This window comes from Pontibacter sp. CAU 1760 (genome assembly GCF_054482735.1).
Genome location: NZ_JBTLRL010000002.1, coordinates 443,042 through 467,645 on the forward strand (window position 1 = coordinate 443,042; position 24,604 = coordinate 467,645).

Annotated in this window: 16 protein-coding genes; 14 read left to right on the top strand and 2 right to left on the bottom strand. The window is 52.6% G+C overall.

Translation table 11 applies throughout. The features are described 5' to 3' along the window. Positions 1–11: 11 nt before the first annotated feature. Together ACXYMU_RS04340 and ACXYMU_RS04345 are read left to right on the top strand one after the other, a co-directional pair. Positions 12–2,177: a hypothetical protein gene (locus ACXYMU_RS04340; RefSeq protein WP_458985125.1), complete on the top strand. Its 2,166-nt coding sequence runs from the start codon at positions 12–14 to the stop codon at positions 2,175–2,177. A gap of 310 nt (positions 2,178–2,487) precedes the next feature. Next, positions 2,488–3,366 (top strand): alpha/beta hydrolase, encoded by an 879-nt coding sequence (locus tag ACXYMU_RS04345; protein ID WP_458985230.1) that lies wholly within the window; start codon positions 2,488–2,490, stop codon positions 3,364–3,366. A gap of 712 nt (positions 3,367–4,078) precedes the next feature. Here ACXYMU_RS04345 and ACXYMU_RS04350 read toward each other — a convergent pair. Then, positions 4,079–4,825: an NUDIX hydrolase gene (locus ACXYMU_RS04350; protein WP_458985126.1), complete on the bottom strand. Its 747-nt coding sequence runs from the start codon at positions 4,823–4,825 to the stop codon at positions 4,079–4,081. Positions 4,826–5,038: 213 nt separating this feature from the next. Here ACXYMU_RS04350 and ACXYMU_RS04355 point away from each other — a divergent pair, with 213 nt between their 5' ends. The 8 genes from ACXYMU_RS04355 to ACXYMU_RS04390 all read left to right on the top strand — a co-directional run bounded on the left by ACXYMU_RS04355 (position 5,039) and on the right by ACXYMU_RS04390 (position 15,412). Continuing rightward, positions 5,039–5,914, top strand: a complete 876-nt coding sequence (locus tag ACXYMU_RS04355; protein WP_458985127.1) for an alpha/beta hydrolase — start codon at positions 5,039–5,041, stop codon at positions 5,912–5,914. Between the two features lie 73 nt (positions 5,915–5,987). Then, positions 5,988–6,872, top strand: a complete 885-nt coding sequence (locus ACXYMU_RS04360; RefSeq protein WP_458985128.1) for an alpha/beta hydrolase — start codon at positions 5,988–5,990, stop codon at positions 6,870–6,872. 363 nt (positions 6,873–7,235) lie between these two features. Next, positions 7,236–8,870: a carboxylesterase/lipase family protein gene (locus tag ACXYMU_RS04365; RefSeq protein ID WP_458985129.1), complete on the top strand. Its 1,635-nt coding sequence runs from the start codon at positions 7,236–7,238 to the stop codon at positions 8,868–8,870. Positions 8,871–8,873: 3 nt separating this feature from the next. Then, complete coding sequence (locus tag ACXYMU_RS04370; RefSeq protein ID WP_458985130.1) at positions 8,874–10,424, top strand: carboxylesterase/lipase family protein; 1,551 nt, start codon at positions 8,874–8,876, stop codon at positions 10,422–10,424. A 300-nt stretch (positions 10,425–10,724) separates the two neighbouring features. Next, complete coding sequence (locus ACXYMU_RS04375) at positions 10,725–12,317, top strand: serine hydrolase domain-containing protein (protein WP_458985131.1); 1,593 nt, start codon at positions 10,725–10,727, stop codon at positions 12,315–12,317. Between the two features lie 165 nt (positions 12,318–12,482). After that, positions 12,483–13,778: a CitMHS family transporter gene (locus tag ACXYMU_RS04380; RefSeq protein ID WP_458985132.1), complete on the top strand. Its 1,296-nt coding sequence runs from the start codon at positions 12,483–12,485 to the stop codon at positions 13,776–13,778. Between the two features lie 3 nt (positions 13,779–13,781). Then, complete coding sequence (locus ACXYMU_RS04385; protein WP_458985133.1) at positions 13,782–15,104, top strand: acyclic terpene utilization AtuA family protein; 1,323 nt, start codon at positions 13,782–13,784, stop codon at positions 15,102–15,104. After that, positions 15,101–15,412 (top strand): AtuA-related protein, encoded by a 312-nt coding sequence (locus tag ACXYMU_RS04390; protein ID WP_458985134.1) that lies wholly within the window; start codon positions 15,101–15,103, stop codon positions 15,410–15,412. The genes ACXYMU_RS04385 and ACXYMU_RS04390 overlap by 4 nt, the downstream gene beginning before the upstream one ends. Positions 15,413–15,768: 356 nt before the next feature. Here the strand turns inward: ACXYMU_RS04390 and ACXYMU_RS04395 are convergent, their stop codons facing one another. Beyond that, the gene (locus tag ACXYMU_RS04395) at positions 15,769–17,913 is read right to left on the bottom strand and encodes an outer membrane protein assembly factor BamB family protein (RefSeq protein WP_458985135.1); all 2,145 of its coding nucleotides are present in this window, start codon (positions 17,911–17,913) and stop codon (positions 15,769–15,771) included. A gap of 685 nt (positions 17,914–18,598) precedes the next feature. Here ACXYMU_RS04395 and ACXYMU_RS04400 point away from each other — a divergent pair. From ACXYMU_RS04400 to ACXYMU_RS04415, 4 genes are all read left to right on the top strand, one after another. Next, complete coding sequence (locus tag ACXYMU_RS04400; protein ID WP_458985136.1) at positions 18,599–20,449, top strand: NPCBM/NEW2 domain-containing protein; 1,851 nt, start codon at positions 18,599–18,601, stop codon at positions 20,447–20,449. Continuing rightward, on the top strand, positions 20,446–21,450 hold the full coding sequence (locus tag ACXYMU_RS04405) for a glycoside hydrolase family 43 protein (RefSeq protein WP_458985137.1): 1,005 nt from the start codon (positions 20,446–20,448) through the stop codon (positions 21,448–21,450). The genes ACXYMU_RS04400 and ACXYMU_RS04405 overlap by 4 nt, the downstream gene beginning before the upstream one ends. Positions 21,451–21,619: 169 nt before the next feature. Then, positions 21,620–23,203: a glycoside hydrolase gene (locus tag ACXYMU_RS04410; RefSeq protein ID WP_458985138.1), complete on the top strand. Its 1,584-nt coding sequence runs from the start codon at positions 21,620–21,622 to the stop codon at positions 23,201–23,203. 333 nt (positions 23,204–23,536) lie between these two features. After that, complete coding sequence (locus ACXYMU_RS04415; RefSeq protein ID WP_458985139.1) at positions 23,537–24,580, top strand: glycoside hydrolase family 43 protein; 1,044 nt, start codon at positions 23,537–23,539, stop codon at positions 24,578–24,580. The last annotated feature ends 24 nt before the right edge of the window (positions 24,581–24,604 follow it).

Below are 24,604 nucleotides of genomic sequence, written 5' to 3' on the forward strand. Positions count from 1 at the left end.
ACCTCATGCTTATGGTAATCAGGAAAATTGTATTCAGCCTCTTACTGTGCTGTATGGCGGGCATTCAGGCAGGGCTTGCGCAAAGGGTATACGTGCAGTGCGATTCAGCTACTCCTCAGGCAGCATATGCCTCCAGGCAGTTAAAAGAAGCGCTATTAACGCAAAAGTATACCCTGCTTGAAGACCGGAACGGGTATGATTATTTGATCAGGATAGGGATAGACTCTGCCGGTTTGGAAAGTGAGGCATTCACTATCGTACCGGAGCAGAACAGCATCACCATCCGTGGTGGCGATAACAGGGGGATGATTTATGGCAGCCTCTCGCTTGCTGAAAGTATACAGCATGGCATTCGCCTGAAACAAGTGCAAAAGCGCAGCGAAAAGGCGCATTACCCATTTCGTGCCATCAAGCATAACACTCCCTGGTATACCTATCGGTCAAGTTCTGCCCTGGATCTGCATTACGAAACAGTGCGGGATGTGCGTTACTGGGAGTCTTTTCTGGATATGATGGCTGAAAACCGCTTCAATTCCCTTTCCCTCTGGAATCTTCATCCCTTTGTGTACATGATAAGCCCGAAGAACTTTCCGGAAGCCAGCCCGTTCAGCGCGGCTGAAATGAAAGATTGGCAACAACTGCACCGGGAAATATTCCGGATGGCCCACGAGCGTGCCATCGACACCTACATCATTCCTTTTAACATCTTTGTGAGTCCGGAATTCTCGGAAGCATACGGGGTGGCGCACAAAAATGTATACCCCAATTATTATGTGTCTGGAGATACTTCTGAGGTTGTAAAACGCTACATACGGGAGAGCATCACCCAAATGTTGCAGGAATATCCGACCCTTACCGGCATGGGCCTCACGCTGGGTGAGGGGATGGCCGGCATGACGCCACAGCAACGGGAGGACTGGATTTATGACACCTATATTGAGGGAATGCGCCAGGTGGGCCGTCCGCTTAAACTGGTCCATCGCATTCCTTTTTCCAGTACCACCGAATCGCTGGGGGCTACCAGTGTAGACCTAGAGCGACTCACCCGGAAATCCATCGAAAGGGAGGCAGCGCTGGATTTTATCCAGGAGCCTATCTGGGCCGACTTAAAATACAATTGGTCGCATGCTCACTCTACGCCAAAACTGGTAAAAGTGCATGGAGGGGAGATGTTTGATACATTTTACAACCCCATGCCGGAAGGCTACAAAATCACCTATACCGCTCGTAACGAAGATTTCTTTGCGCTTCGCTGGGGTGTACCGGCTTTCGTTCGTGCCCATGTTGCCCAGAACAGCCAGCCCTATGTAGGTGGGTACTTTATTGGGTCAGAGACTTATATTCCTGCAAAAGATTATTTTACAGCCGTGGAGGCACCCGTAAACTGGAAGTGGGCATTTGAGAGGCAGTGGCTATTCTATAAGTTATGGGGAAGGTTGCTGTACAATCCTGCCACTCCGGATCAGGTATTCCGGAATGACTTTACCATGCGCTATGGTAAACAGGGCAAGGACCTGCTGCAGGCATATTCCCTGGCTTCGTCTACCCAGTTGCACCTCGCCTCGCTCTACGATTCGAGGTGGGATTTCACGCTCTACGGTGAAGGGTTTATGGCGCTGATAGGCGACAGCACCCAGTACATTTCTGTAGACGCCCTGATCAACCAGCCGACCCTGGACCCGGATTATGTATCAGTGAAGGACTTTGTGCAGAAGGGTATGGCAGGAGGCACATTTGGGAAGAAGAACATTACGCCGCCTGTTCTAATAAAGATGCTGGAGCGGAACAGCCGAAAAGCCCTCCGCCTGGTCAATGACATTGATACCAAAAACAGTGCTTCGTTGATGTATGAGGTGGCAGATGTGAAAGCCTGGTCATACTTGGGCCTGCACCTTGCTGAAAAGCTGAAAGGGGCCGTGGCGCTTCAAACTTACCGGATGGGAGGCGGGAAAGATAACCAGCAAAAAGCGGTGGGACACCTGCAAAAAGCACTGGGTTATTGGGACGAAGTCATCAAAATAACCCGCCCCATTTACAAAGACATGCCCCTGACGCACTACAATGGAAGCAGCCATGACCGAAATGACAACAATCTGTTTCACTGGGCACGCATTAGGCCGGAAGTAGCCAGAGACATTGATATTGCAAAAGAAGCAACCGTTCAAGCTATCAGGTAACATGCGATTTTACTTATAGCAAAGGGGCAGTCACCGACGGAAAAAATTTTGCATACGTCACCAGAGCCAGGTAGATATCTGGAAAGGGATGCCTGGCTTACTCTATGTACGAAACAAAGGAGTGGGCTAAATACGTGCAGTGGCTTTGATGCCGAATAGTTATCCTGAAGGCAGAAAATTAAAATGCCAAAAAGTATAAACATCTTTCTTTAAAATTTAATCTATTAATCACATCTCTATGACTTTGAAACTTATAAACTTGACCAGGACGTTCCTTTTGGGCACCTTACTCTTTTTTGCCGCACCAGCAATGGCGCAGGATGGTACCATCTACCCACTCAAAGCCCCTGCAGAGCCGAATGCCATTCCACTGGGCACGGGTGGTGTCGATGACCAGCCTGCCCCAGAAACCTGGTTCCGCCAGTGGGGCGACCCGATGGCACGCAATATCTCCACAGCAACCCTCACCCCCTTCCTGCCTAAACCGGGCAAGGCGAACGGCACGGCCGTGATTGTGGCACCCGGCGGAGGGTTCAGGTGGCTTTCAATGGGCAACGAGGGCTGGGATGTGGCAAAGGCACTTGCCGACAAAGGCATCGCCGCCTTTGTGCTTAAATACCGGCTTCACCCGACTCCGGCGTCGCTCGACGATTTTACGGCATGGATGAATCGACCCCGCCCGGCACCAGCCGCGTCTGCAAGCACATCTCCAGGTGCAACACCGCCGAGTCCCCCGCAGCAGGACCTGTCTAACCAACTCGAGGACGCCGAGGCCGCCTATGCCATGATTCTCAATCGGGCTAAAGAGTGGGGGGTGGATACTAACAGAATAGGTATGATCGGTTTCTCGGCCGGTGCCGGCCTTACAATGCACGCAACACTCAATTCCAAGACCATGAAGCTGGCCTTTATCGGTCCGATTTATGGGGGTATGGGCCCGGTGGAGGTGCCGAAGAACGCCCCGCCTATGTTTAATGTTATCGCGACCGATGATTTTCTCTTCCGCGGTCAGTTCGGTGTGATTGATTCCTGGTACAAAGCGGGCATTCCTGTTGAGTTCCACCTCTACCAGAACGGCGGCCACGGGTTCGGCCTCGGCAACCCTGACCGCACCAGCAATCGCTGGTTCGATGCCTTCATCCATTGGCTGGAGGTGAACAAGTTCCTCTCAGCCAAGTCTGTGAAGTAAACACAGAGTTAGTTAAGGAACGCCACAGCTATGAGTCGCCGAGAAATTTACAAGACTAAATAGCTGTATGATTGATGTTGTATTTTCATGCAAAATACAACATCAATCTATTTTCGGAAGAAAAGGTTTGCTTGAGAAGTATTCAAAAGGCAATAGATAAAGTTTGTGTGGGTTGTTATGAAAAAGCACAATAACTGAGCTTATGGGCTATAAGCAAGGAAGGTTCCCCATGACAGGGAGCCTTTCTTGTGCTAGTGCGGAAAGTATAGTTGATGGGAGGAGCTTCTTGTAGTTGCAGCAACGTTTCAGCCTATGCCTAGGCCGTCTTTCCTTTTCTCATGCTGAACCTTTGGGTTTTACCGAATTCAAGGGTCAAGCCACCTCTTATCCTTCTAAAAATATCGCCTCTTCTATACGCACAGAAGGGGGAGTGTCGTGGATTTCTTTGACCTGGTGATCGATCATCGAGAAGCAAACCTACCACTGTAGCAGGATGGTCGATACGGCCAAGGGTTTATTCTTCAATATCCGGGCGGGCTTTGATGACGGGCGAGACAGCCAGCACCTGCCTCTTTGGGTGATGTAGGTGCAAAGCAGGCTAAAAGAGTACACGTTGCTCGTGCTGGAGCTGCTGGCTGATGCCGTTTACTCCATTTGAGGCCTTCAGCATACTCCTTACGGTACGAACTATATTAATATTATACACTTCATCTTACTTCCTGTCCTGTATAAACCGGTAAAGGTAGGGGGCTTTGTGCGCCGCACCCGTCCACTTCTTATCCACCCGCTCCAGGATGTTCAGGCTTAGCATTCTTCGCTGAAAGCTGGACCGGTTCAACTTCTCGTTCAGGATCGTTTCATGCAGGGTCTGTAGCTCGCCCATGGTGAAGGTCTCGGGTAGTAAGTTAAAGCCAATGAGCTTCCGGTCCAAGTTTGCCCGGAGTGCGTCGAGTGCTTTTTGAATCATAGTCTCGTGGTCCAACATCAAAGAGGGGAGGTTAACCAAATCGTGCCATTCGCAGTGGTCCGACAAAGCATCAGGGTTCGGGACGGCTTTTGTGAAATCAACCAAGGCATAAAAACCCACCGAAATGAATCGACGCAACAGCCAATGGTCCTTTGAGGGAGAGATGCCTTTCCCTTTCAGAATAGCCTGAAGCGGGGATGGGTCATGCCGGCTGCGGTCGCCGAACACGTAAAACTGCTCCAGGAAAATGTCCTGCAGCCCTGTCCGCTCGGTAAGTGCGCGCAGTGCTGCAGCGTTCAAGTCTTCCTCTTCTTGTATAAAACCTGCCGGAAGCGCAAATAATCCGGTATTCTCGTACTCCAGCACCAGTACTTTCAACTGGTCATGATGAAAACCCAGAATGACAAGGTCAATGGCCAGGCCAGGCAGGTAACCTGCACCGTTTGGCTCCACAATGCCTGGTAAACTAGTTGTTTCTCTTAAAGCTGTCATTCTCCTCTGAAAAAGTAGCAAAATACGCTTAAATTCTTATTGTCGCAATTAGTAACAATAATACTTGGATTTGTTTTCCGGTTTTTTTATAATTGTTGCATGTTGCGACAATGGTTTTTATACCCAATAAGATGAAGAGGCTACCCGTGAAGCAGTAGCCCCATGGGCATCAGGATTTGTTTGTTTAAGCTTGTTTTATCTAACCACCACCGTATGAAGATTTATCACCTGTTTCTTGTTGCTATCTTCCTGCTGCAGGGCTCTCTTACTTTTGCTGCCAAGGTAGACTCGCTGGATATTCCCAGCGCTGCCATGCACAAAACGTATAAGGCGGTTGTGGTGCTGCCGAGCTCTTATGCCAAAAGCAAAGCTGCCTATCCAGTAATGTACCTGCTGCACGGCGGGGGCGGACAGTTCAGCGACTGGCTGAAGCAAACGCCCGACAAGCAATTGCTGCACAAGCTGGCTGACCAGTATAATCTCATCATTGTAACGCCGGAGGGGGAGCGGCTAGGCGGTTACCTCGACAGCCCTGTAAAGCCGGATAACAAGTTTGAGACCTACATCACGAAAGAGGTTATCTCGAAAATTGACAATACCTACCGCACCATCCGAGACCGTAAGGGCCGCGTGATTACGGGCCTGAGCATGGGCGGCCACGGAGCCCTTTACCTGGCTACGCGCCACCCGGACCTCTACAGCGCTGCCGGGAGCATGAGTGGAGCGCTCGACTTAGACCCGAAGCACTGGAACATAGCGCCGGAATTCGCAGCGCAAATCAAACCTGCCTTCGCCAGTATTCTAGGTCCGCTTGGAGGCAAGCCAGATTATTATGCTGCGAACTCAGTGGTGCACATGGCCAACCAGATGAAAGAAAACGATGTGAAGCTGGTGATTGACTGTGGCGTGGATGATTTCCTGATTGAGCCGAACCGGGAGTTGCACCGCCGTCTGGTATACAACGGAACACCGCACGACTATACGGAACGTCCTGGCGGCCATACCTGGGACTATTGGGAGAATTCTTTGCCATACCATGTGCTATTCTTCAGTAAAGCTTTGAAGGGCAACGGTGCGCTGGCGCAATAGAATTCCTCACACCCGGATGGCTTACGGCCACACGGCTGAAACCAATGCTGATGTTTATTCTCTTTTATCCATTATGCAAGTATTCCAAAAAATCCTGCTGCTGGCACTCTTTTGCCTCGCCTTTACTTCCGCTACGCTAGGCGCGAAAGTGGATACGCTGGTGATAGCCAGTGCGGCCATGGGCGAAGATGTAAAAGCGGCAGTAGTGCTGCCTGCTTCTTATAAAAAAGAAAAAAAAGCTTCTTTCCCGGTACTGTACCTGCTGCATGGCGGCACTGGCAGCTACCGCGACTGGCTGAGCAAAACCCCGGATAAAATGCTCCTGCACCGGCTGGCCGACGAATACAGCCTCATCATCGTGACGCCCGACGGCGGGCCTACCAGTTACTATTTCGACAGCCCCCTCGACAAATCAAGCCAGTACGAGACCTTCATCTCAAAAGAACTGGTTGACAAAATCGACAATACTTACCGCACCGTCCGCGACCGCAAAGGGCGCGTGATTGCTGGTTTGAGCATGGGTGGCCATGGAGCCTTCTACATTGCCTCCAGACACCCTGATTTATATAGTGCCGCCGGAAGCATGAGCGGTGTGATGAACATCAATACCGCCACCTGGAAAGTGCCGGCAGAGTTTGCCCAGCTACGGGCACAGAACTTCGCAAACCTGTTGGGGCCACCGCAGGATGCCGCCAGTCCTTATCCGGAATACACGGCCGTGGGTAGAACAGAGGAGCTTAAAAACAGTGGCCTGCAATTGATCTTTGATATCGGCGTAGACGACTTCCTCATAGATACCAACCGTGATCTGCACCGCCTCCTGTTAGAGAACGGAACGCCCCACACGTACATCGAACGCCCCGGTGCCCACACCTGGGAGTACTGGGGAAAAGCGCTGCCTTACCAGGTGCTCTTCCTCACGAACGTCCTAAAAGAGAATGGAACCCTCGTGCAGTAGGTTGGTTTTGTTAGAAGCCAGACAATCAAAATAAGAATGCCACAGCGGCAACAGATATGATAGTTGATGAGCCTGAAAATAAGCTGCACCTATATAAAGATAGTGACCTGCCCGCTTCTTGTGAAGCGATTGTCATTGTTCTGAAGCCGGACGCAGTGAGGCAGCCAGTACAGAGCCAGCGTAGGTGCAGCCACACCGCGTTGAGTGGGGGAAATCCCTTCCTGCAGGAGAGGGCCACTATATGAAATGGATGTAAAAGAACTATTGGGTAATCTTTCGCAACCGCAGCTCAGGCAGAAATACTTTAAATTGATCAGTATTCGAAACAGTTTTTCAAACATTATATATATAAAACCTCACCTTATGCTATATAGCATCAAAAGCAAAATGTTACTGACTGGCCTGGCCTTACTGCTGGCAGCAAACCCTGGCATGAGCCAGAAGAAAAGCACGTCTTCGGACCCTGTGCAGGCTGGAGCCAACATAGCCGTTGCGCAAACCGACAACGGTAAAGTGCGCGGTTATATTAGCAACGGCATCTTCACCTACAAGGGCATTCCATACGCCCAGGCAGAGCGCTTTGAGGTAGCGCAAAAGCCAGCGGCATGGGAGGGAGTGCGCAGTTCCATGAGCTACGGTCCCGTTTGCCCTACCGATCCAACCACTACGGTGAATGACGAGATTGAATTTCCGTTTCAGCATAACTGGGGCTATACCAACGAGCATTGCCAGAGCCTGAATGTTTGGACGCCAAAACTAAAAGACGGGAAAAAGCGCCCGGTGATGGTGTGGCTGCACGGGGGAGGTTTCACGGCCGGTTCGTCGGTAGAACTGCCTTCGTACGACGGGGAGAGCCTAAGCAGCAAGGGCGATGTCGTGGTGGTGACGGTGAATCACCGCCTTAACATACTAGGCTTCCTGGACCTGTCTGCCTACGGCGAGAAGTACAAAGGCTCCGCAAATGCCGGTTTAACCGATCTGGCGATGGCCCTGCAGTGGGTGAAGCAGAACATCGACCAGTTTGGCGGCGACCCCAACAATGTGACCATCTTCGGGCAGTCGGGTGGCGGCGGAAAGGTGACCTCCCTGATGAATGCCCCGGCAGCCAAAGGTCTTTTCCACAAGGCCATTGTGCAAAGCGGAAGCTACATCACAAACTTTACGGACCCTGCGCTGGCAAAGAGCGTAAGCGCTGCCTTGCTGGAAGAACTGAAGCTACAGCCTAACCAGGTAGACTCGCTACAGAGAATATCTTATGAGCGGCTGAATGCAGCCGGGAAAGTTGCCATCCGAAAAGTGCAGGAGAGCTTGAAAGCAGAGGGCAAGCAGCCGGCTAACCTAGGCTGGGGTCCAATATTAGACGGGGAGTTCCTACCGTACCAGCCTTCTGATCCGGCTGCCATTGCACTTTCCAAAGATATTCCGCTCTTGGTGGGCACGACCAAAACAGAATTTGCTCCCTTTATGCCGACTAACCGGGTTACAAGCATGGAGGAGGCCAGAAAAAATCTGCAGCAGAAGTACGGCGATAAGACAGACACCTATTTAACGGCGGTGAAGAAAGCCTATCCGGAAACTGCCACGCCATCTGATTACGTGCTCTTCGACTTCAACTTCCGCTCGCTGGCCATTGAGCAAGCCACGCAGAAAGCAAAGTCCGGTACCGCGCCGGTTTATATGTATTTGTTTACCTGGGATTCGCCGGTGATGGATGGCATCTATAGCTCCATGCACTGCATGGAACTGCCTTTTGTGTTCGACAATATCAGCCGCTGTGCAGAAATGACAGGTGGAGGCAAAGAGGCACACGCACTGGCCGACAAGATGAGTAGCGCCTGGATCAGCTTTGCCCGCACCGGTGATCCGAATCACAAAGGCCTGCCAGCCTGGCCGAAGTACACAGGCGAGAATGGCGCGACGATGCTCTTCGATAAAACAAGCGTTGTAAAAAATCACCACGATAAAGAGCTTATCAAGGTGGCCACTGCAAACCAGTAACATATGAGAAGTTTCCGAAGCATCCTCTTGCTCCTTGCCTGCGCGCTGGGGCTGGCTTCTTTTATCTTCGCACCGTCGGGCCTTGAGGTGGTCAAAACTACGGCTGGCATGGTGGAGGGTGCCAGGAACCAGGCAGGCGACGTGGTCAGCTTCAAGGGCATTCCCTTCGCGGCACCCCCCGTTGGAGCCCTTCGCTGGAAAGCCCCGCAGCCGGTGAAGCCCTGGGCGGGCGTGCGCAAAACCGTTGCATTCGGACCCAGCCCCATGCAGCCCGAACCGGCCCCTTTCAGTATGTGGTCGGCTGAGTTCCTGATCCCGAAGGAGCCTATCAGCGAGGATTGCCTGTACCTGAACGTCTGGACGGGGGCTCAGTCGGCCAAGGAGAAGCGGCCGGTGCTGGTCTGGATATATGGCGGAGGGTTTAACAGCGGCGGAAGTGCCGTGCCAATTTACGATGGGGAGGCCATGGCCAAAAAAGGCATTGTGTTCGTGAGCCTGAACTACAGGGTCGGCCCCTTTGGCTTCTTTGCCCATCCTGCGCTGACGGAAGAGTCGGGCAGGAATGCCTCGGGCAATTATGGCCTTATGGACCAACTTGAAGGCCTGCAGTGGGTGAAAGAGAACGTGGCCGCCTTCGGCGGGGACCCCAACAATATCACCATTGCCGGTCAGTCGGCTGGTTCGATGAGCGTGAACGCACTGGTGGCCTCGCCTTTGGCAAAAGGCCTGTTTCATAGAGCCATTGGCCAGAGCGGGGCTAACTTTACGAGGGGTAGCGCCACGCTGCAGCAGGCCGAGGCGGATGGGGAAAAGCTGGCCCAGTCGCTGCATGCCGCCTCTTTGGAAGAACTGAGAGCGGTTCCGGCCAAAGAACTCCTGCAGAAAGCACAGGGCATGCGCGGGCCAATCGTCGACGGCTATGTGCTGCCCAACTCTATTGCAGCCATTTTCAAGGCCGGTGAGCAGAACAGGGTAGACCTGCTGACAGGCTGGAATGAAGACGAGGGACTGCTGTTTAGCCCTATTCAAAGCGCTGGCGACTTCCGGAAGCAGTTAGCGGAGCAATATGGCGCCGATGCCAAGACTTTCCTGAGTTTTTACCCCGCCTCTACGGACGCTGAGGCGGCAGCCTCGCAGTTGAACCTGTCCCGCGACATGCTATTTGGCGTGCAGAACTACACCTGGGCCAATGTGCAGAGCGAGCGGGGAAAGAACAGGGTATATGTCTACCGCTTTACCCGCGATGTGCCGGCAACAGGGGAATATGTGAAGTACGGCGCCTTCCATACCGGCGAGGTTCCGTACGCGTATGATAACCTGAATTTTGTGGACCGCCCTTGGGAGCCAGTGGACCATGCGCTGGCAAAAACGATGTCAGCCTATTGGGTGAATTTCATCCGCACCGGCGATCCGAACGGCAAAGAACTACCCCAGTGGCCAGTTTACCATACGGGCAAAAGGCAGATCATGACCTTCGGTAAAGAGGTCGAAGCAAAATCGTTACCGGACGGAGCAGCCTTAGACTTTCTGCACAGCTGGATGAGCAGCAGGTAGTCTGTTTTTATGTATTGAATAGCCATTTATATTTTTTTCATCTCGAGTGCAGTGAGAGGTCTTTTTAAAATTCAAGGTAGATTTCTCGCTGCGTCGAAATGATAAATTAACTTTTTTCTTGAGTTGACGGCATTACCCTAACCCTTCCGAGTAATGGAATTTTACTTATTGCGTGATTCCCCTCTTGGGAGGGGCGGGGGCGGGTTTCCTAAATCAGGTATCAAGCTGATCAAGAATGTCATAACCTGAGTTTGCTAATTTTTCTCCATAGTAGCTTACCCACCGACTAAACAAATGCACATGATTTCAAATAGAAGAAGATTTCTGAAGCAGATGGGAGCCGGCGTGGCTGGCATAGGCTTCCTTTCCCTGCTGCCGCATACGCTTTTGGCAGTACCTTTCAAGGCAGATAGTATGCCTCGCAGTACACCTGAACTACAGGGCGTTTCTTCTGAGGCAATTTTACGTTTTGTGGAGGCCGTTGAAAAGCAAAACCTTGGGTTGCACAGCCTGATGGTGGTGCGGCACGGGCAGGTAGTGTCAGAGGGCTGGTGGGCCCCGTATGCGCCTGAGCTAAAGCACACGCTCTTTTCGCTGAGCAAGAGCTTCACTTCCACGGCGATCGGTTTTGCGGTAGCCGAAGGCAAATTAACAGTCTCCGACAAGGTCGTGTCTTTCTTTCCTGAGGCTAAGCCCGCTGAGCTTAGCCCGAACCTGGCGGCCATGCGCATCAAAGATTTGCTGACGATGACGACGGGGCATGAGGCGGATACCCTGCGGCCTCTGCTGCAAGAAACCTCCGGCGGCTGGGCGCGCAAGTTCCTTTCATTGCCTGTGGAGCGGGAGCCGGGTACTCACTTTGTCTACAACACGGGGGCAACCTACATGCTGTCGGCCATTCTCCAGAAAGTTACCGGGCAAACCGTGCTGGCGTATCTGACGCCGCGCTTGTTCCAGCCGCTCGGCATAGAGGGTGCTGACTGGGAAAGCGACCCAGAGGGCATCAACACAGGCGGCTTTGGCCTGCGGGTCAGAACCGAGGACATCGCCAAGTTCGGGCAGCTCTACCTGCAGAAAGGAAAGTGGAACGGCAGACAGATACTGCCGGTAAAGTGGGTGGAAGAAGCCACTGCATACCAGGTGCCTAATGCGCCCAGCCCGACACCCGCTCATGATTGGAACCAGGGCTACGGCTACCAGTTCTGGCGAAGCCGCCACAATTCCTGCCGTGGCGACGGCGCGATGGGGCAGTTCTGCCTGGTGCTGCCGGAGAAAGATGCCGTGATTGCCATCACAAGCGAAACGCACGACATGCAGGCTATCCTGAACCAGGTGTGGGATATCCTGTTGCCAGGCCTGAACCCGGCTGCTTTACCTCCGAATGCTGCGGCCCAAAAGGCATTGAGTCAGAAGTTGGCTTCACTCACCCTGCTGCCGCCCATGAGCAGTCCCAGCTCACCTGTAGCGTCCCGGGCTTCGGGCAAAACATACAGATTACAGGAAAATCCGATCCACATCGATTCCGTGTCCTTCACCTTCAGCAAGGATAAAGCAACCATGAAGTTTAAGGAAGGCGAAAGCGTGCACCAAATTGTCTGCGGCCTTCATGATTGGGTAAAAGGGGAGACACAGCTACCGGGTAGCCCTCCTTCTTTTGTGCCCATGAAAAGGAAGCTACCCATGCCAACAGAGAAAGTAGCCGCCTTCGGTACCTGGGCATCCCCGGATACTTTCGTCATGACCTGGAGCTTTAACCAGACCCCACACACTGATACCGTTACCTGCCATTTTGAAGATAAGAAAGTGCGACTGGTTTTCACGGACAGCATCGCCCAAAAGGCACCTGAACGCAAATCCGAAAGGCCGGTACTGGTAGGGCAGATGATGGAGTGATGTATCCTGGCACATCAGGGTGGGGAAAAGAGTCGTGTTGGAAAGTAGTTATAATTGATCGCTGTGATGCAAACTTGTCCCAATATTCCCCCTTCAAAGGGAGACTGTTCTGAATTTTATCTTGCGAAACGTCACATCTAAAGCTTTCTTTAATACCAAAATCACATGCTTGCACTCCTCGGGCTCCTGACCATTCTACTCCTTCTCGTGTTGGTGATGACCCGAACAACCTCGCCGGTGGTGGCTTTGATTTTAGTGCCGATCGTGACGGCCCTTCTTGCAGGCTTTACAACCGAGGTAGTGGACTTCATGACGGAGGGCATCAAAGCCATAGCGACGACCGCCGTCATGTTCATCTTTGCTATCCTGTTCTTCGGCGTGCTGATGGATGCCGGTACTTTTGATCCGGTCATCTCCCGCCTGCTGAAAGCGGCCGGAGGCCATCCGCCACGCATTACGCTTGTTACAGCCATACTGGCTATGCTCGTGCACCTGGATGGTTCCGGCGCCGTTACTTTTCTGGTCACTGTTCCGGCCATGCTGCCACTTTACGATGCCCTGGGCATGCGCAGAACCACGCTGGCTACCGTGGTGGCCCTGGCAGCCGGCACCATGAACATTGTGCCCTGGGGCGGACCTACCATCCGAGCCGCCACTGCGCTGGAGGTGCCTGTTACGCAGCTGTTCAACCCCATGCTCATTCCGGTCTTGTGCGGCCTGGCAACGGTACTGGCGATTTCCTATTGGATGGGAATAAAAGAAACGAAGCGCATGACCGTGCCGGTTAGACTAGGCTTAGCAGCAGGACTGGAGACAGCGCCAAAGCCTAACAAATTGGCACGGCCGAAGCTGCTTTGGTTTAACCTGCTGCTCATCGTGGCGTCTATTGTGGTGCTGATCTCTGCGCTGGCCCCGCCGCACCTTATTTTCATGGTTGCCTTCACACTTGCCATTTCGGTTAATTACCCGAGTCTGGCTGAACAGCGGGAGCGGGTAGATGCGCATGCCAGAGCCGCCCTGCTGATGGCCAGCATCCTGTTTGCCGCAGGCTGCTTCACGGGCATCCTAAAGGGTTCTGGTATGATCGATGCGATGGCCGCCGCGGCGGTAGAGGTGATTCCCGCTTCCTTTGGGAACCACCTGGCCCTTATCACAGGGTTGCTTTCGATGCCGGCCAGCCTGCTCTTTGACCCGGATTCTTTCTACTTCGGCGTGCTGCCCCTGCTGGGGACCACCGCTACACATTTCGATGGTACTGCCATTGAGGTAGGCCGGGCTGCCCTGCTGGGTCAAATGACCACAGGTTTTCCCGTGAGCCCTTTGACCGGGGCTACATTTTTACTTATCGGTTTAACCGGCGTTGACCTGGCGGACCACCAGCGGAAGACGATTCCGCTGGCTTTTCTGGTCACGCTGGTCATGCTATTTGTCTCCTTGATGTTAGGCGTGATTTCTCTCTGACGTATGAAGAACAAAATAAGAATTGGCTGCGGAGCCGGCTTTTCCGGCGACCGCCTTGAGCCTGCCGTCGTGCTGGCCGAAAAGGGAGAACTGGACTACCTGGTGCTGGAGTGCCTGGCCGAGCGCACCATTGCCCTGGCACAAAAGCGGCGGATGCAGGACCCGGCGAAAGGCTATGACCCACTGCTGGAGCGCAGGATGGAGGCGCTGCTGCCGATTCTGGTGAAAAACAAGGTGCGGCTCATCTCGAACATGGGCGCTGCCAACCCTGCCGCTGCGGCAGAAGCCGTGTGCCAGCTGGCAAAGAAGCTACACCTAGATGTGACGGTAGCAGCCGTGACAGGTGACGATGTGTTTACGCAGCTCACAGGAGATGAAATAGCGCTTGAAACTAGGCAACCCATAAGGGTTTCCGGCCAGCTGATTTCTGCGAATGCCTATATGGGTACAGACGCCATTTTGCCTGCTTTGGCTACCGGTGCGGACGTGATCATCACGGGCCGGGTAGCAGACCCCTCGCTGGTTGTGGCTCCTTTGGTGCATGAGTTCGGCTGGTCCTTGGATAACTTTAACCAGGTGGGGCAGGCAACGGTGATAGGACACTTAATGGAATGCGCCGGTCAGTTGTGCGGGGGGTACTTTGCAGATCCGGGCAGAAAGAACGTGCCCGACATGGCTCATTTGGGCCATCCCTTTGTCGATGTTTCTTCCAAAGGGAAAGCCGTGTTTGGCAAGGTTGCCGGTACAGGGGGCCTCATTAGCTTGGCTACTGTGAAAGAGCAGCTGCTGTACGAGGTGATGGACCCCAGCCGGTATATCACCCCTGATGTGGTGGCAGACTTCACACAGGTCCGCTTGCAGGAAATCGGGGCTGACCAGGTAATGGCAACAGGCGGGCGCGGACAAACCAAGCCCGATACGCTGAAGGTCAGTGTGGGCTACCAGGCGGGGTATATCGGGGAAGGCGAGATCTCTTACGCAGGCACCCATGCACTGGCAAGGGCACAACTGGCGGGCGAAACGATACGGCAACGACTGGAGGGGCAGTTTCAGGACTTGCGGGTGGATTACATTGGGTGTACCTCTGCGCACCGTATTGCCTTTGGCCATTACCCGGAGCCTTACGAGATCAGGCTCCGCATTGCCGGGAAGGCTGCCACGGCCGCTCAGGCAGCCTTGGTAGGAGAGGAAGTAGAGGCCCTTTATACCAATGGCCCGGCAGGAGGGGGAGGCGCCCGGAAGTATCTGCACGAGGTAGTCGGGATTGTTTCTGTTCTTATGCCCCGGGAAAAAGTTACACCAGCTGTTACCCTTTCCAGATCATGAAGAAGAAACTATATGACATTGCCCATAGCCGGGCAGGCGACAAAGGCAATACGCTGACCCTTTCTCTCATACCTTACGAGGAGGAAGATTACCCGCTGCTACTGTCTCAGGTAACGGCCGAGGCGGTAAAAAAGCACCTAAGTAAGATAGTGGCTGGGGAAGTATCCCGCTACGAGTTGCCCAACCTGCCAGCGCTGCTTTTTGTATGCCAGCAGGCGTTGACGGGGGGTGTTACCACTTCCCTCGCCATGGACACGCACGGTAAAACCCTGAGCTATGCCTTACTGGAGATGGAAGTAGAAGTTTAAGCAGCTAAATTGTGCAGTTTTAGGTGGCAAGAATTTTATGTAAATAACTATATATCATCTTGTTGGTAAATATTTGCGATCCCCCGTTCGCTGCTGGTAGCAGTAATGGAATTAGACAGAAGCCCGTAAATGATCAATTTACGGGCTTCTATGACATTGGCTCCTAGGTTTCATTACTTTTTCCCTTGGCATTAGGTGTATGCACCCAGGCACCTGAATAGCTGTTGGCAACATAAAAATGACTGCAAAGCAGTTTAAACTGAGGAGGTTGCGCATGTGCTTTTCAAATGGTTCTCAACGAATAAAAGTGATTCAATGATTGTCAGCTCAACCAAGCGCATTGTCGCTCTGGGGGTTTACTTTCCCTTTGGATTTGGCAGGGCAAAAGCTACGTAGCTGTCTCCGCCTGCTGCCCCTAGTTTCGTGCCGCCACAGGCAATGACCACATACTGCCGGCCATTTACTTCATAGGTGCTCGGCGTAGCAAAAGCGGCTGCCGGCAGTTTGGTCTCCCAGAGCAGCTTTCCGGTTTTCTTGTCGTAGGCCCTGAACTTGCCATCTTTAGTGCCTGCTATAAACAAGAGTCCGCTGGCGGTAACGACCGGCCCGCCATAGCTTTCCGCCCCTGTCTGTGGAATCCCCTTTGCCATCAGCTCCGGGTGCTCCCCATAAGGCACCTTCCAGACATATTCTCCTGTGTTCAAATCAATGGCGTTCAGTGTCCCCCAGGGTGGGCGAACAGCAGGGTAGCCCTTGTTGTCTAAAAACTTGTCGTAACCTGAAATCTGGTAGGGCGCTTTTTGATTGGCCCCCTTTCCTAGTCCTGGCTCTTTCGCAATTACCGGCTGTGGCTGCTCCTCCCCAAAAAGGAATCCCACCAGCGCCGCCTTCTCATCTTCCGAGAGCTTGCTGAAGGCGGGCATCATACCCTTGCCATGGGTGATCACATTGGCTACATGCTCTTTACCCCGGCGGCTGCCAATCTCCTCCAAAGACGGATAGCCGCTGGCAGGGTTCCCTTTGCGCTCGGCACCATGGCAGGGCGTGCAGTTCAGGGCATACAGCCGCTGCCCAAGGCTAAGGCGCTTCAGCTCCTCTTCAGAAACGGAAGCACCCAGTGAAATACGCCAAGCCATCTCGTTGCTGTTCACATAAAGAATTCCTTGCGGGTCAACAGCTGCTCCTCCCCATTCAGCTCCTCCGTCCAGGCCGGGGTAAATGATGGTGCCTTTGCTGCTGAGAGGGGTATAGGGGCCTTCAGACCGGCTGCCTTGTAGCTTCTCAAGCAGTTCCCCACGGTTCTCGGCATATGGACTGATGTCGGCCTCCGTGAAAGTCTGCCGGGCAAAAGGCGCCGGCTTGGTAGGGAACGGTTGTGTGGGCCATGCTTCTTCCCCGGGTATGTCGGAGGCGGGCACTGGCCTTTCCTCAATAGGAAAGAGGGCCTCGCCGGTTGCCCTGTCGAAAACAAAAACATACCCTTGTTTAGTAACCTGTGCCACGGCATCCACTTTCTTTCCATCACGGGTAATCGTCACCAGGTTAGGGGGGGCAGGCGGATCGCGGTCCAGGATGTCATGGTGCACCAGTTGGTAATGCCAGATGCGCTCACCCGTTCTGGCATTCAGGGCCAGGAGGGTATTGGCAAAGAGGTTTTCTCCTTTCCGGTTGCCCCCGTAAAAGTCGAACGCGGCCGAGCCCGTCGGAACAAAAACAATTCCTCGCTCGCGGTCTACAGCCATACCCGCCCAATTGTTTCCTCCGCCGATTTCGGTGTTTTTGTAGGCATCCTTTGGCCATGTCTCGTAGCCATAGTCGCTCGGCTGTGGAATAGTGCGGAAAACCCAAGCCAGTTTACCTGTCCGGATGTTGAACGCCTGCACGTACCCTAAGGCAGCGTCAGAACCTTCTGATACCCTTAGCGGCATGATGATCAGGTCTTCGAATACGGTACCGGGTGTATTGGAGATAACCATCTTGTTAGCGGCAGTCTCTCCCAGCCCTGCCTTGAGGCTGGTGCGGCCGTTTTCCCCGAAAGTAGCAATCGGTTTACCAGTAGTGGCGTTCACGGCAAAGAGCCACTGGCCGTTGGTGTACAGGATGCGCTTGTCCTTCCCCTTTTCCCAGTAAACCAAGCCCCGGCTGGTGCTCAGATTATCAAAGCCCGCTGACTCCTTCCGCCAGATTTCCTTTCCCGTGGTCGCATCCAAAGCAAAAGGCTGCAGCCTGGCAGTCATGCCAAAGAGCACACCGTCTATGATGATAGGGTTGCATTGTATCTGTCCGGTGTCGCGGGTGTGGTACTCCCAAGCCATCTCGAGTTGCTGCACATTGGAGGGGTTTATCTGCTTTAGCGTAGAGTACTGATTTCGCCCCGGCCCGCCTTGGTACTCGCTCCAGTTCCGACCGGCCACAGAAGGTTTATCTGCCCGAGGGGAGAGTGCTATAAATCCAGAAACTACAAGAGCAACAAACAGCAGAGGAAGGAGAAGTTGTTTCATCTATAGTGATTATTAAGTATCCATTTTGAATCTGTGAAGAGAATCTGACTTACCGGGAAGCGCTTTTATAGTTCATCTCTATACTATATGGAGCTTAGCTTCCGGTTATTTCCAGGTTATACAGCATGCTCACCGCCCAAATACAAGGCTGTGCAGTCAAAAAGATGCACATGCTTCCCCCAACCACGAAGTTTTTGCAAACCTGATACCCTAAGGCTATTGTCGTTTTTGCCTGCAAACTGCGCTTAAGCCCAAAAGATAAATATGGTGAATTATAGAGTTCCATACCCAAGAATTCTTCTTAAAAATCACTTTTGCGAAATTAGATCTACAGTTACATCGCCATTTATTGACAGGGACAGAAGTGATGCACTCTGGCTAGAGGTAATTGGAACAAAATTTTCGTGAAGATTAAAGTTGATTTCAACCCTGAGCCCGCACTGGACACGGGAAAGAAAATGGTGTGAATGGATGTACAATGATGTATAACTGCCTAATCAAAAGAGCCACAGAAGTGGGAAGTGAGAATTTACCAGGATAAATAATTCAGCCAGCTTTTGTGAATCTCTCGTTGGCTTTCCTATCTTAAGAATGTTTAAACTCCATACGCTTATGCTTGTAACTGAGTGAAGTAACAGCAAATGCGGCGAAATACTTTGTCCAGACAAATGAAACGACTTAACTAATGTTCAAAAAAACGATTGGGTTATCTCTCTTGCTCCTGAACCTGGCTACAGGTATGACCCTGGCTCAAAAGAGCGGGAAGAAAATGGAATTTCATAAATGGGCTGCCACCCCGCCGATGGGTTGGAACAGCTGGGACAGTTATGGGCCAACCGTGACGGAGGAAGAAGTAAAAGCCAATGCCGATTACATGGCGAAGCACCTGAAGTCGTCGGGCTGGGAATATGTGGTAGTAGACATCCGCTGGTACGTGAGCAACGATAAGGCGCACGGCTATAACCAAACCGACCCGCAGTTTAACATGGATGAGTACGGGCGGTTTATCCCGGCCCCGAACCGGTTTCCTTCTGCAGCCAACGGGCAGGGCTTTAAGCCGCTCGCGGATTATATTCATAGCAAAGGGCTGAAGTTCGGGATTCATATCATGCGGGGTATACCGGTCGTGGCCGTGAAGCAGAATACGCCAATCAAAGGCAGCAGCGCCAGGGCTCAGGATATTTACTCGCCCGAGGACCAGTGCCGCTGGCTCCGCGACATGTATACCATCCTGCCTGACAAAGCAGGGGCACAGGAGTACTACAACTCGCTGTTTGACATGTATGCCGCCTGGGGCGTTGATTTCGTGAAGGTAGATGACCTCTCTTCGCCCATTTATTTTGCCGGTGAGGTAGAGATGATCCGTAAAGCCATCGACCGCACCGGTCGCAAGATAGTGCTCAGCACCTCGCCCGGCGAAACGCCAGTCGAGAAGGCCGCGCACGTGCAGCAGCATGCCAACATGTGGCGCACTGTAGGCGATTTCTGGGATAGCTGGCTGCAGTTGAAAGAGCACTTTGAGGTGTTTGCCCGCTGGAACGACTACCGCATGCCGGGTGCCTGGCCTGACGGCGACATGCTGCCGCTAGGCCGCCTGAGCATCCGGGGCGAGCGGGGCGACGACCGCATGACGGCCTTCACAAAAGACGAGCAGTATACCCTGATGACACTGTGGTCCATTTTTAAATCACCGCTGATGTTCGGGGGGGATTTGCCCAGCAACGACGCCTTCACCAATGAACTTCTCACAAACAAAGAAGTCCTGAAGGTGCTGAACACCAGCACGAACAACAGAGAGCTTTTCCGAACCGATGAGCAGGCAGCCTGGATTGCCGATGACCCCAAGACAGGCGACAAGTACCTGGCGCTTTTCAACATAGCCGACCAGGTGGAAGCGCTGGAAAGCAAAGCCAAATGGGTAAGCCCCATCATCAACAGAGAAACGCCAAGAGGGGGTATGGCAGTGGACGTGGCGATATCCGGAGCTAAAAAGCTTTACCTGGTTGTGACAGATGGCGGCGACGGGATAGAGTGGGACCATGCCGACTGGATCAGCCCAACCCTTTACAATGGCAAAGACTCGCTGCAACTGACTTCGCTGAAGTGGGACAAGGCTAAGGCGGGTTGGGGGAAGGCAACCCTGAACAAGGGGGTGGCTGGTGGCCCCTTAATGGTAAATAACAAGCAGTATGCCGATGGTATCGGCACCCATTCCAACTCTGTCGTGGCGTATACACTGCCCGGAGGGTATAACCGCTTCAAAGCCTTTGCCGCTCTTGATAAAGCAGGAGCAGAGCAAAACATAGGAGCTACTGTTAAGTTCATGGTGTTCACAGAGGAACCAGCAGGCCCGAAGCCAGCCTCCTCTGCCATGGTATCGGTACAACTGAAGGAGTTAGGCTTTGAGGCCGCCAAAGTAAAAGACCTTTGGAGTGGCAAAGACCTAGGTGAGTTTGAGGGTGAATTCGGAGTTGTGCTAAACCAACACGGGGCCGGGCTTTACAGACTGAAGCCTGTGAAAAAGAAGAAGATATGACGGACCTGAAAAGAGTATTTCTGATTGTAGCATTCCTTGCCACCGGCCTGGCACCGGTCTTCTCGCAAAACAGGCCGCGTGTCATAAAAAAGGATGTTTCCCTGGATTCCATACGCCTCAGCGACCCGGCAATTCTGGCGGACAAAAAAACAGGCATGTACTACATGACCGGCACCGGGGGGATGTTGTGGAAAAGCCAGGATCTTGAAAAGTGGACAGGCCCTTTCCAGGTAGTGCGGACTGACCCGAATTCCTGGATGGGAATGAACCCGATGATTTGGGCAGCAGAGCTGCATCAGTATAAAGGTAAATATTACTATTTCGCTACCTTCACAAACCGGGATGTGAAAATTGATACCGTGCGCGGAAACGTCATTGAGCGCCGTGCCAGCCATGTGCTGGTTAGCGGCAAACCCGAGGGGCCTTATGTGCCGATGAAAGATCCAGTGTATCTGCCCGCTGATAAGCCCACGCTGGATGGTACTTTTTGGATGGACAAAGACGGAAAGCCCTACATGGTGTACTGTTATGAGTGGCTGCAAAACTGGAATGGCACGATAGAGAAAATAGCGCTGAAGCATGATCTGAGCGGTCCGGTAGGGGAGAGCAAGTTGCTTTTTCGGGCGAGCGAGTCTCCCTGGAGCAAAGAGCGGGATGCAGCCGGTAATGTTGTGCCAAACAAAGTAACCGACGGACCATGGTTGTTTCGCACCCAAACCGGAAGACTAGGCATGTTGTGGACAAGTTGGGTACATGACGTTTATACCCAAGGTGTTGCCTATTCCGAAAGCGGGACCCTCGATGGCCCCTGGATACACGAAAAAGCACCGATCACACCGCCAGGCTTTGGGCACGGCATGATGTTTCGGACTTTAGGAGGCAAGCTCCTGATGGCGGTGCACAGCCACAAAGAGGAAAAGGATGGGCGTTCTATCCGCATTCCCCATTTGTTTGAGGTGGATGATACAGGAGATAAGTTGGTGCTAGGAAAGCTATTGTGATCCATTACCATTGTGATCCATTACCATTGTGATCATTAACTATGCTATCCTTGAAATAAGGCAAAGGTATACGGGAAAGTAGAAAAAAGCTGCTGCCTATACTATCCCTGCCAACTAAGATTAACACTATTATCAGCTGCATATGGTCTGGATATTACGAGCATGGTTTATGAAATCTACGGTGCGGAAGTTTAAAAAATCACTTTTGTTGCTCTTGGTGCCCCTCTCCTTTAGTTGTGGTGTGCATCATCAACGTAGCCTCCAGCGGCCAGGAAACCAGGTATGGATGGGAGTGGTTATTCAGGTTGATCCTGCCCAGCAGTATCAGACCATAGATAATTTCGGCGCTTCAGATGCCTGGAGCTGCCAGTTTGTGGGGCAATGGCCTGTAGAAAAACGAAACGCAATCGCAGACTTGCTCTTTAGCACCGAAACGAATGCCGATGGCAGCCCCAAAGGAATAGGGTTGTCTTTGTGGCGATTCAACATGGGGGCGGGAAGCGCACAGCAGGGCGCGCAAAGCGGAATTCGGGATGAGTGGCGTCGGGCGGAGTCATTTCTGGAGGCAGATGGCAGCTATAACTGGCAGCGGCAAGCCGGGCAGGTATGGTTCCTGAAAGCAGCCAGGGAGCGCGGTGTGAACAAATTCCTGGCCTTTCCGAACAGCCCCCCTGTGAATTTAACGAAGAACGGCAAAGCGTTCGCTTCCAATGCGCAGCCTAACCTAGCGCCGGAGCGGTATAGCGCTTATGCGGATTACCTGACTAACGTAATACAGGGAGTGGAGCGGACCCAGGGCATTCATTTTGATTATATCAGCCCGGTAAACGAGCCGCAATGGGACTGGAGCGACGGCGGGCAGGAAGGCACACCCTTCGGCAATGACGACATCGCCGGGATCGTAAGAGCGCTCAACGCTTCCCTTGCAAAACGAGATCTCAACACGAGAATTGATGTTGCGGAAGCCGGCAAGATCGATTACCTGTACACCCAAGGCGATAAGCCGGGCAGGGGCAACCAGATCGATGCGTTCTTTCAGCAGAACTCCCCGCACTACCTAGGTGACCTGTCCCACATTGGCCATAGGATCTCGGGCCACAGCTATTTTACTACCTCCCCGTATGATCAGGCGGTGGCTAAAAGGAGGCAGCTGGCACAAAAAGTCGCCAGTGTGCCGGGTTTGAAATTCTGGCAGTCGGAATACTGCATTTTGGGTGATAATGCCGGAGAGATAAACGGCAACAAACGAGACTTAGGAATCGACCCCGCCCTATACCTGGCGCGAGTGGTGCATAACGACCTGACTGTCGCCAACGCCACTGCCTGGCAGTGGTGGTTGGCGGTATCCCCTTACGATTACAAAGACGGTTTGGTGTATATAGATCGTGACAAGGCAGACGGGGCATACTATGAGAGTAAAATGCTTTGGGCACTGGGCAATTACAGCCGCTTTATTCGCCCGGGTGCTATACGCGTCAGCACGCATATAGCAGGGGAGCAGTTGGAGGATAATTCGCTGCTGGCCTCCTCATACATATATGCTGCTAAAAACCAGCTGATTATGGTAGTTGTGAATGCCGGAACAGCGCCCGTCAAATTCAGGATGAGTACCAAAGGAGTACGCATTGCCAGCATGAGAACGTATACCACCTCCGCTGATGACAACTTGAAGCCAGGTGCTTTGGTGATGGGCAGTAGTGAAGTAAAGCTGCTTCCACGTTCTGTCACCACGCTTGTCGCTAGCCTAAGGTAGGAGGCGTTATTTGTAGCGGCGCATCTTAGATATAAAAGAAGGAGCCAGCTGCGCAGGGGGCATGGCAAGCAGCAGTAATGCGGCAAGCACAGGAATTAAGAGGCGTCTCAAATTAACAAGTTATAAAATTGATCAATCCGATTTTCAAGCCTTCAACCTTTAGCACCTGAAAGGCCTGTCTCTGGTAGGCCGCTCATTTTATAGGCCATTTGGTGTATCCATCATCAGCTTAAAAGCAGGAGGAATGGATAAATTTTGTATAAGTGTATTTTTTACATTAATTTAGAAACAAGATTAAAAGTAGGTATTGTTTCAGTATATACAGCACGGAAAATGGAATTCACCAAACACGCGAAGCTTCTTATAATTGCCCTGGCGCTCCTGATCAGCGGATGTTCCGTTGGTGCGCAGAAGTCTAAAGAGATTCAGTTCGACAACCCGATTGCCCTGCAAAGGGCGGATCCGTTTGTGACGAAGGCGGCCGACGGGACGTATTACTTTATTGCCACTGCACCCGAGTACGACCGCATCGAGATACGCAGTTCGAAAACCATTAACGGTATAAAAGAGGCGAAGCCTGTGGTGGTGTGGCGCAAGCACGACCAAGGCCCAATGGGCAACCACATCTGGGCACCGGAACTGCACCGGATAGACGGGAAATGGTATATCTATTTTGCTGCCGGCTCGGCAGAGGAAAAGTGGAAAATACGCAAGTACGCCTTGTCTAACCCGTCAGAAGACCCGACAAAGGGCGAGTGGAAAGAGGAAGGGGAGATTCTGAGCAAGCGAAACGAGTTTACCCTCGATGCCACCACCTTTGAGCACAAGGGGCAACGCTACATGATTTGGGTAGACCGGGCATCTGACAAAGAGGTAAACACAGGGTTATACATTGCCAGAATGACCAGCCCCACCACCCTTGACGACAAGCAGGTGGTCATTTCTGTGCCGGAGTATAACTGGGAGGTGATTGGGCACCGGGTGAACGAGGGACCCGCAGTGCTTACCCGAAACGGGAAAGTGTTTGTGACCTTTTCGGCCAGCGCCACTGATGCCAACTACAGCATTGGCCTGCTTTGGGCCGATGAAGATGCTGACCTGCTCGACCCGGCCTCATGGCATAAACTCCCCAAGCCCGTGTTCTACTCTAATGAGGAGCTGAAGCGTTTCGGTCCGGGGCACAACAGCTTTACAGTAGCCGAGGACGGCAAAACCGATGTGATGATTTACCACGCTCGTGACTATAAGGAAATCGATGGGGAACCCTTGTATGACCCTAACCGCCATACCCGTGCCCGCGTTTTGAGATGGACGAAAGAGGGCATGCCTGACTTTGGCCAGGAGCTGAGCGACAACGAGACGGCTGAGAAAAAATAATTTCCTAAACCGGTCCATCCCTCG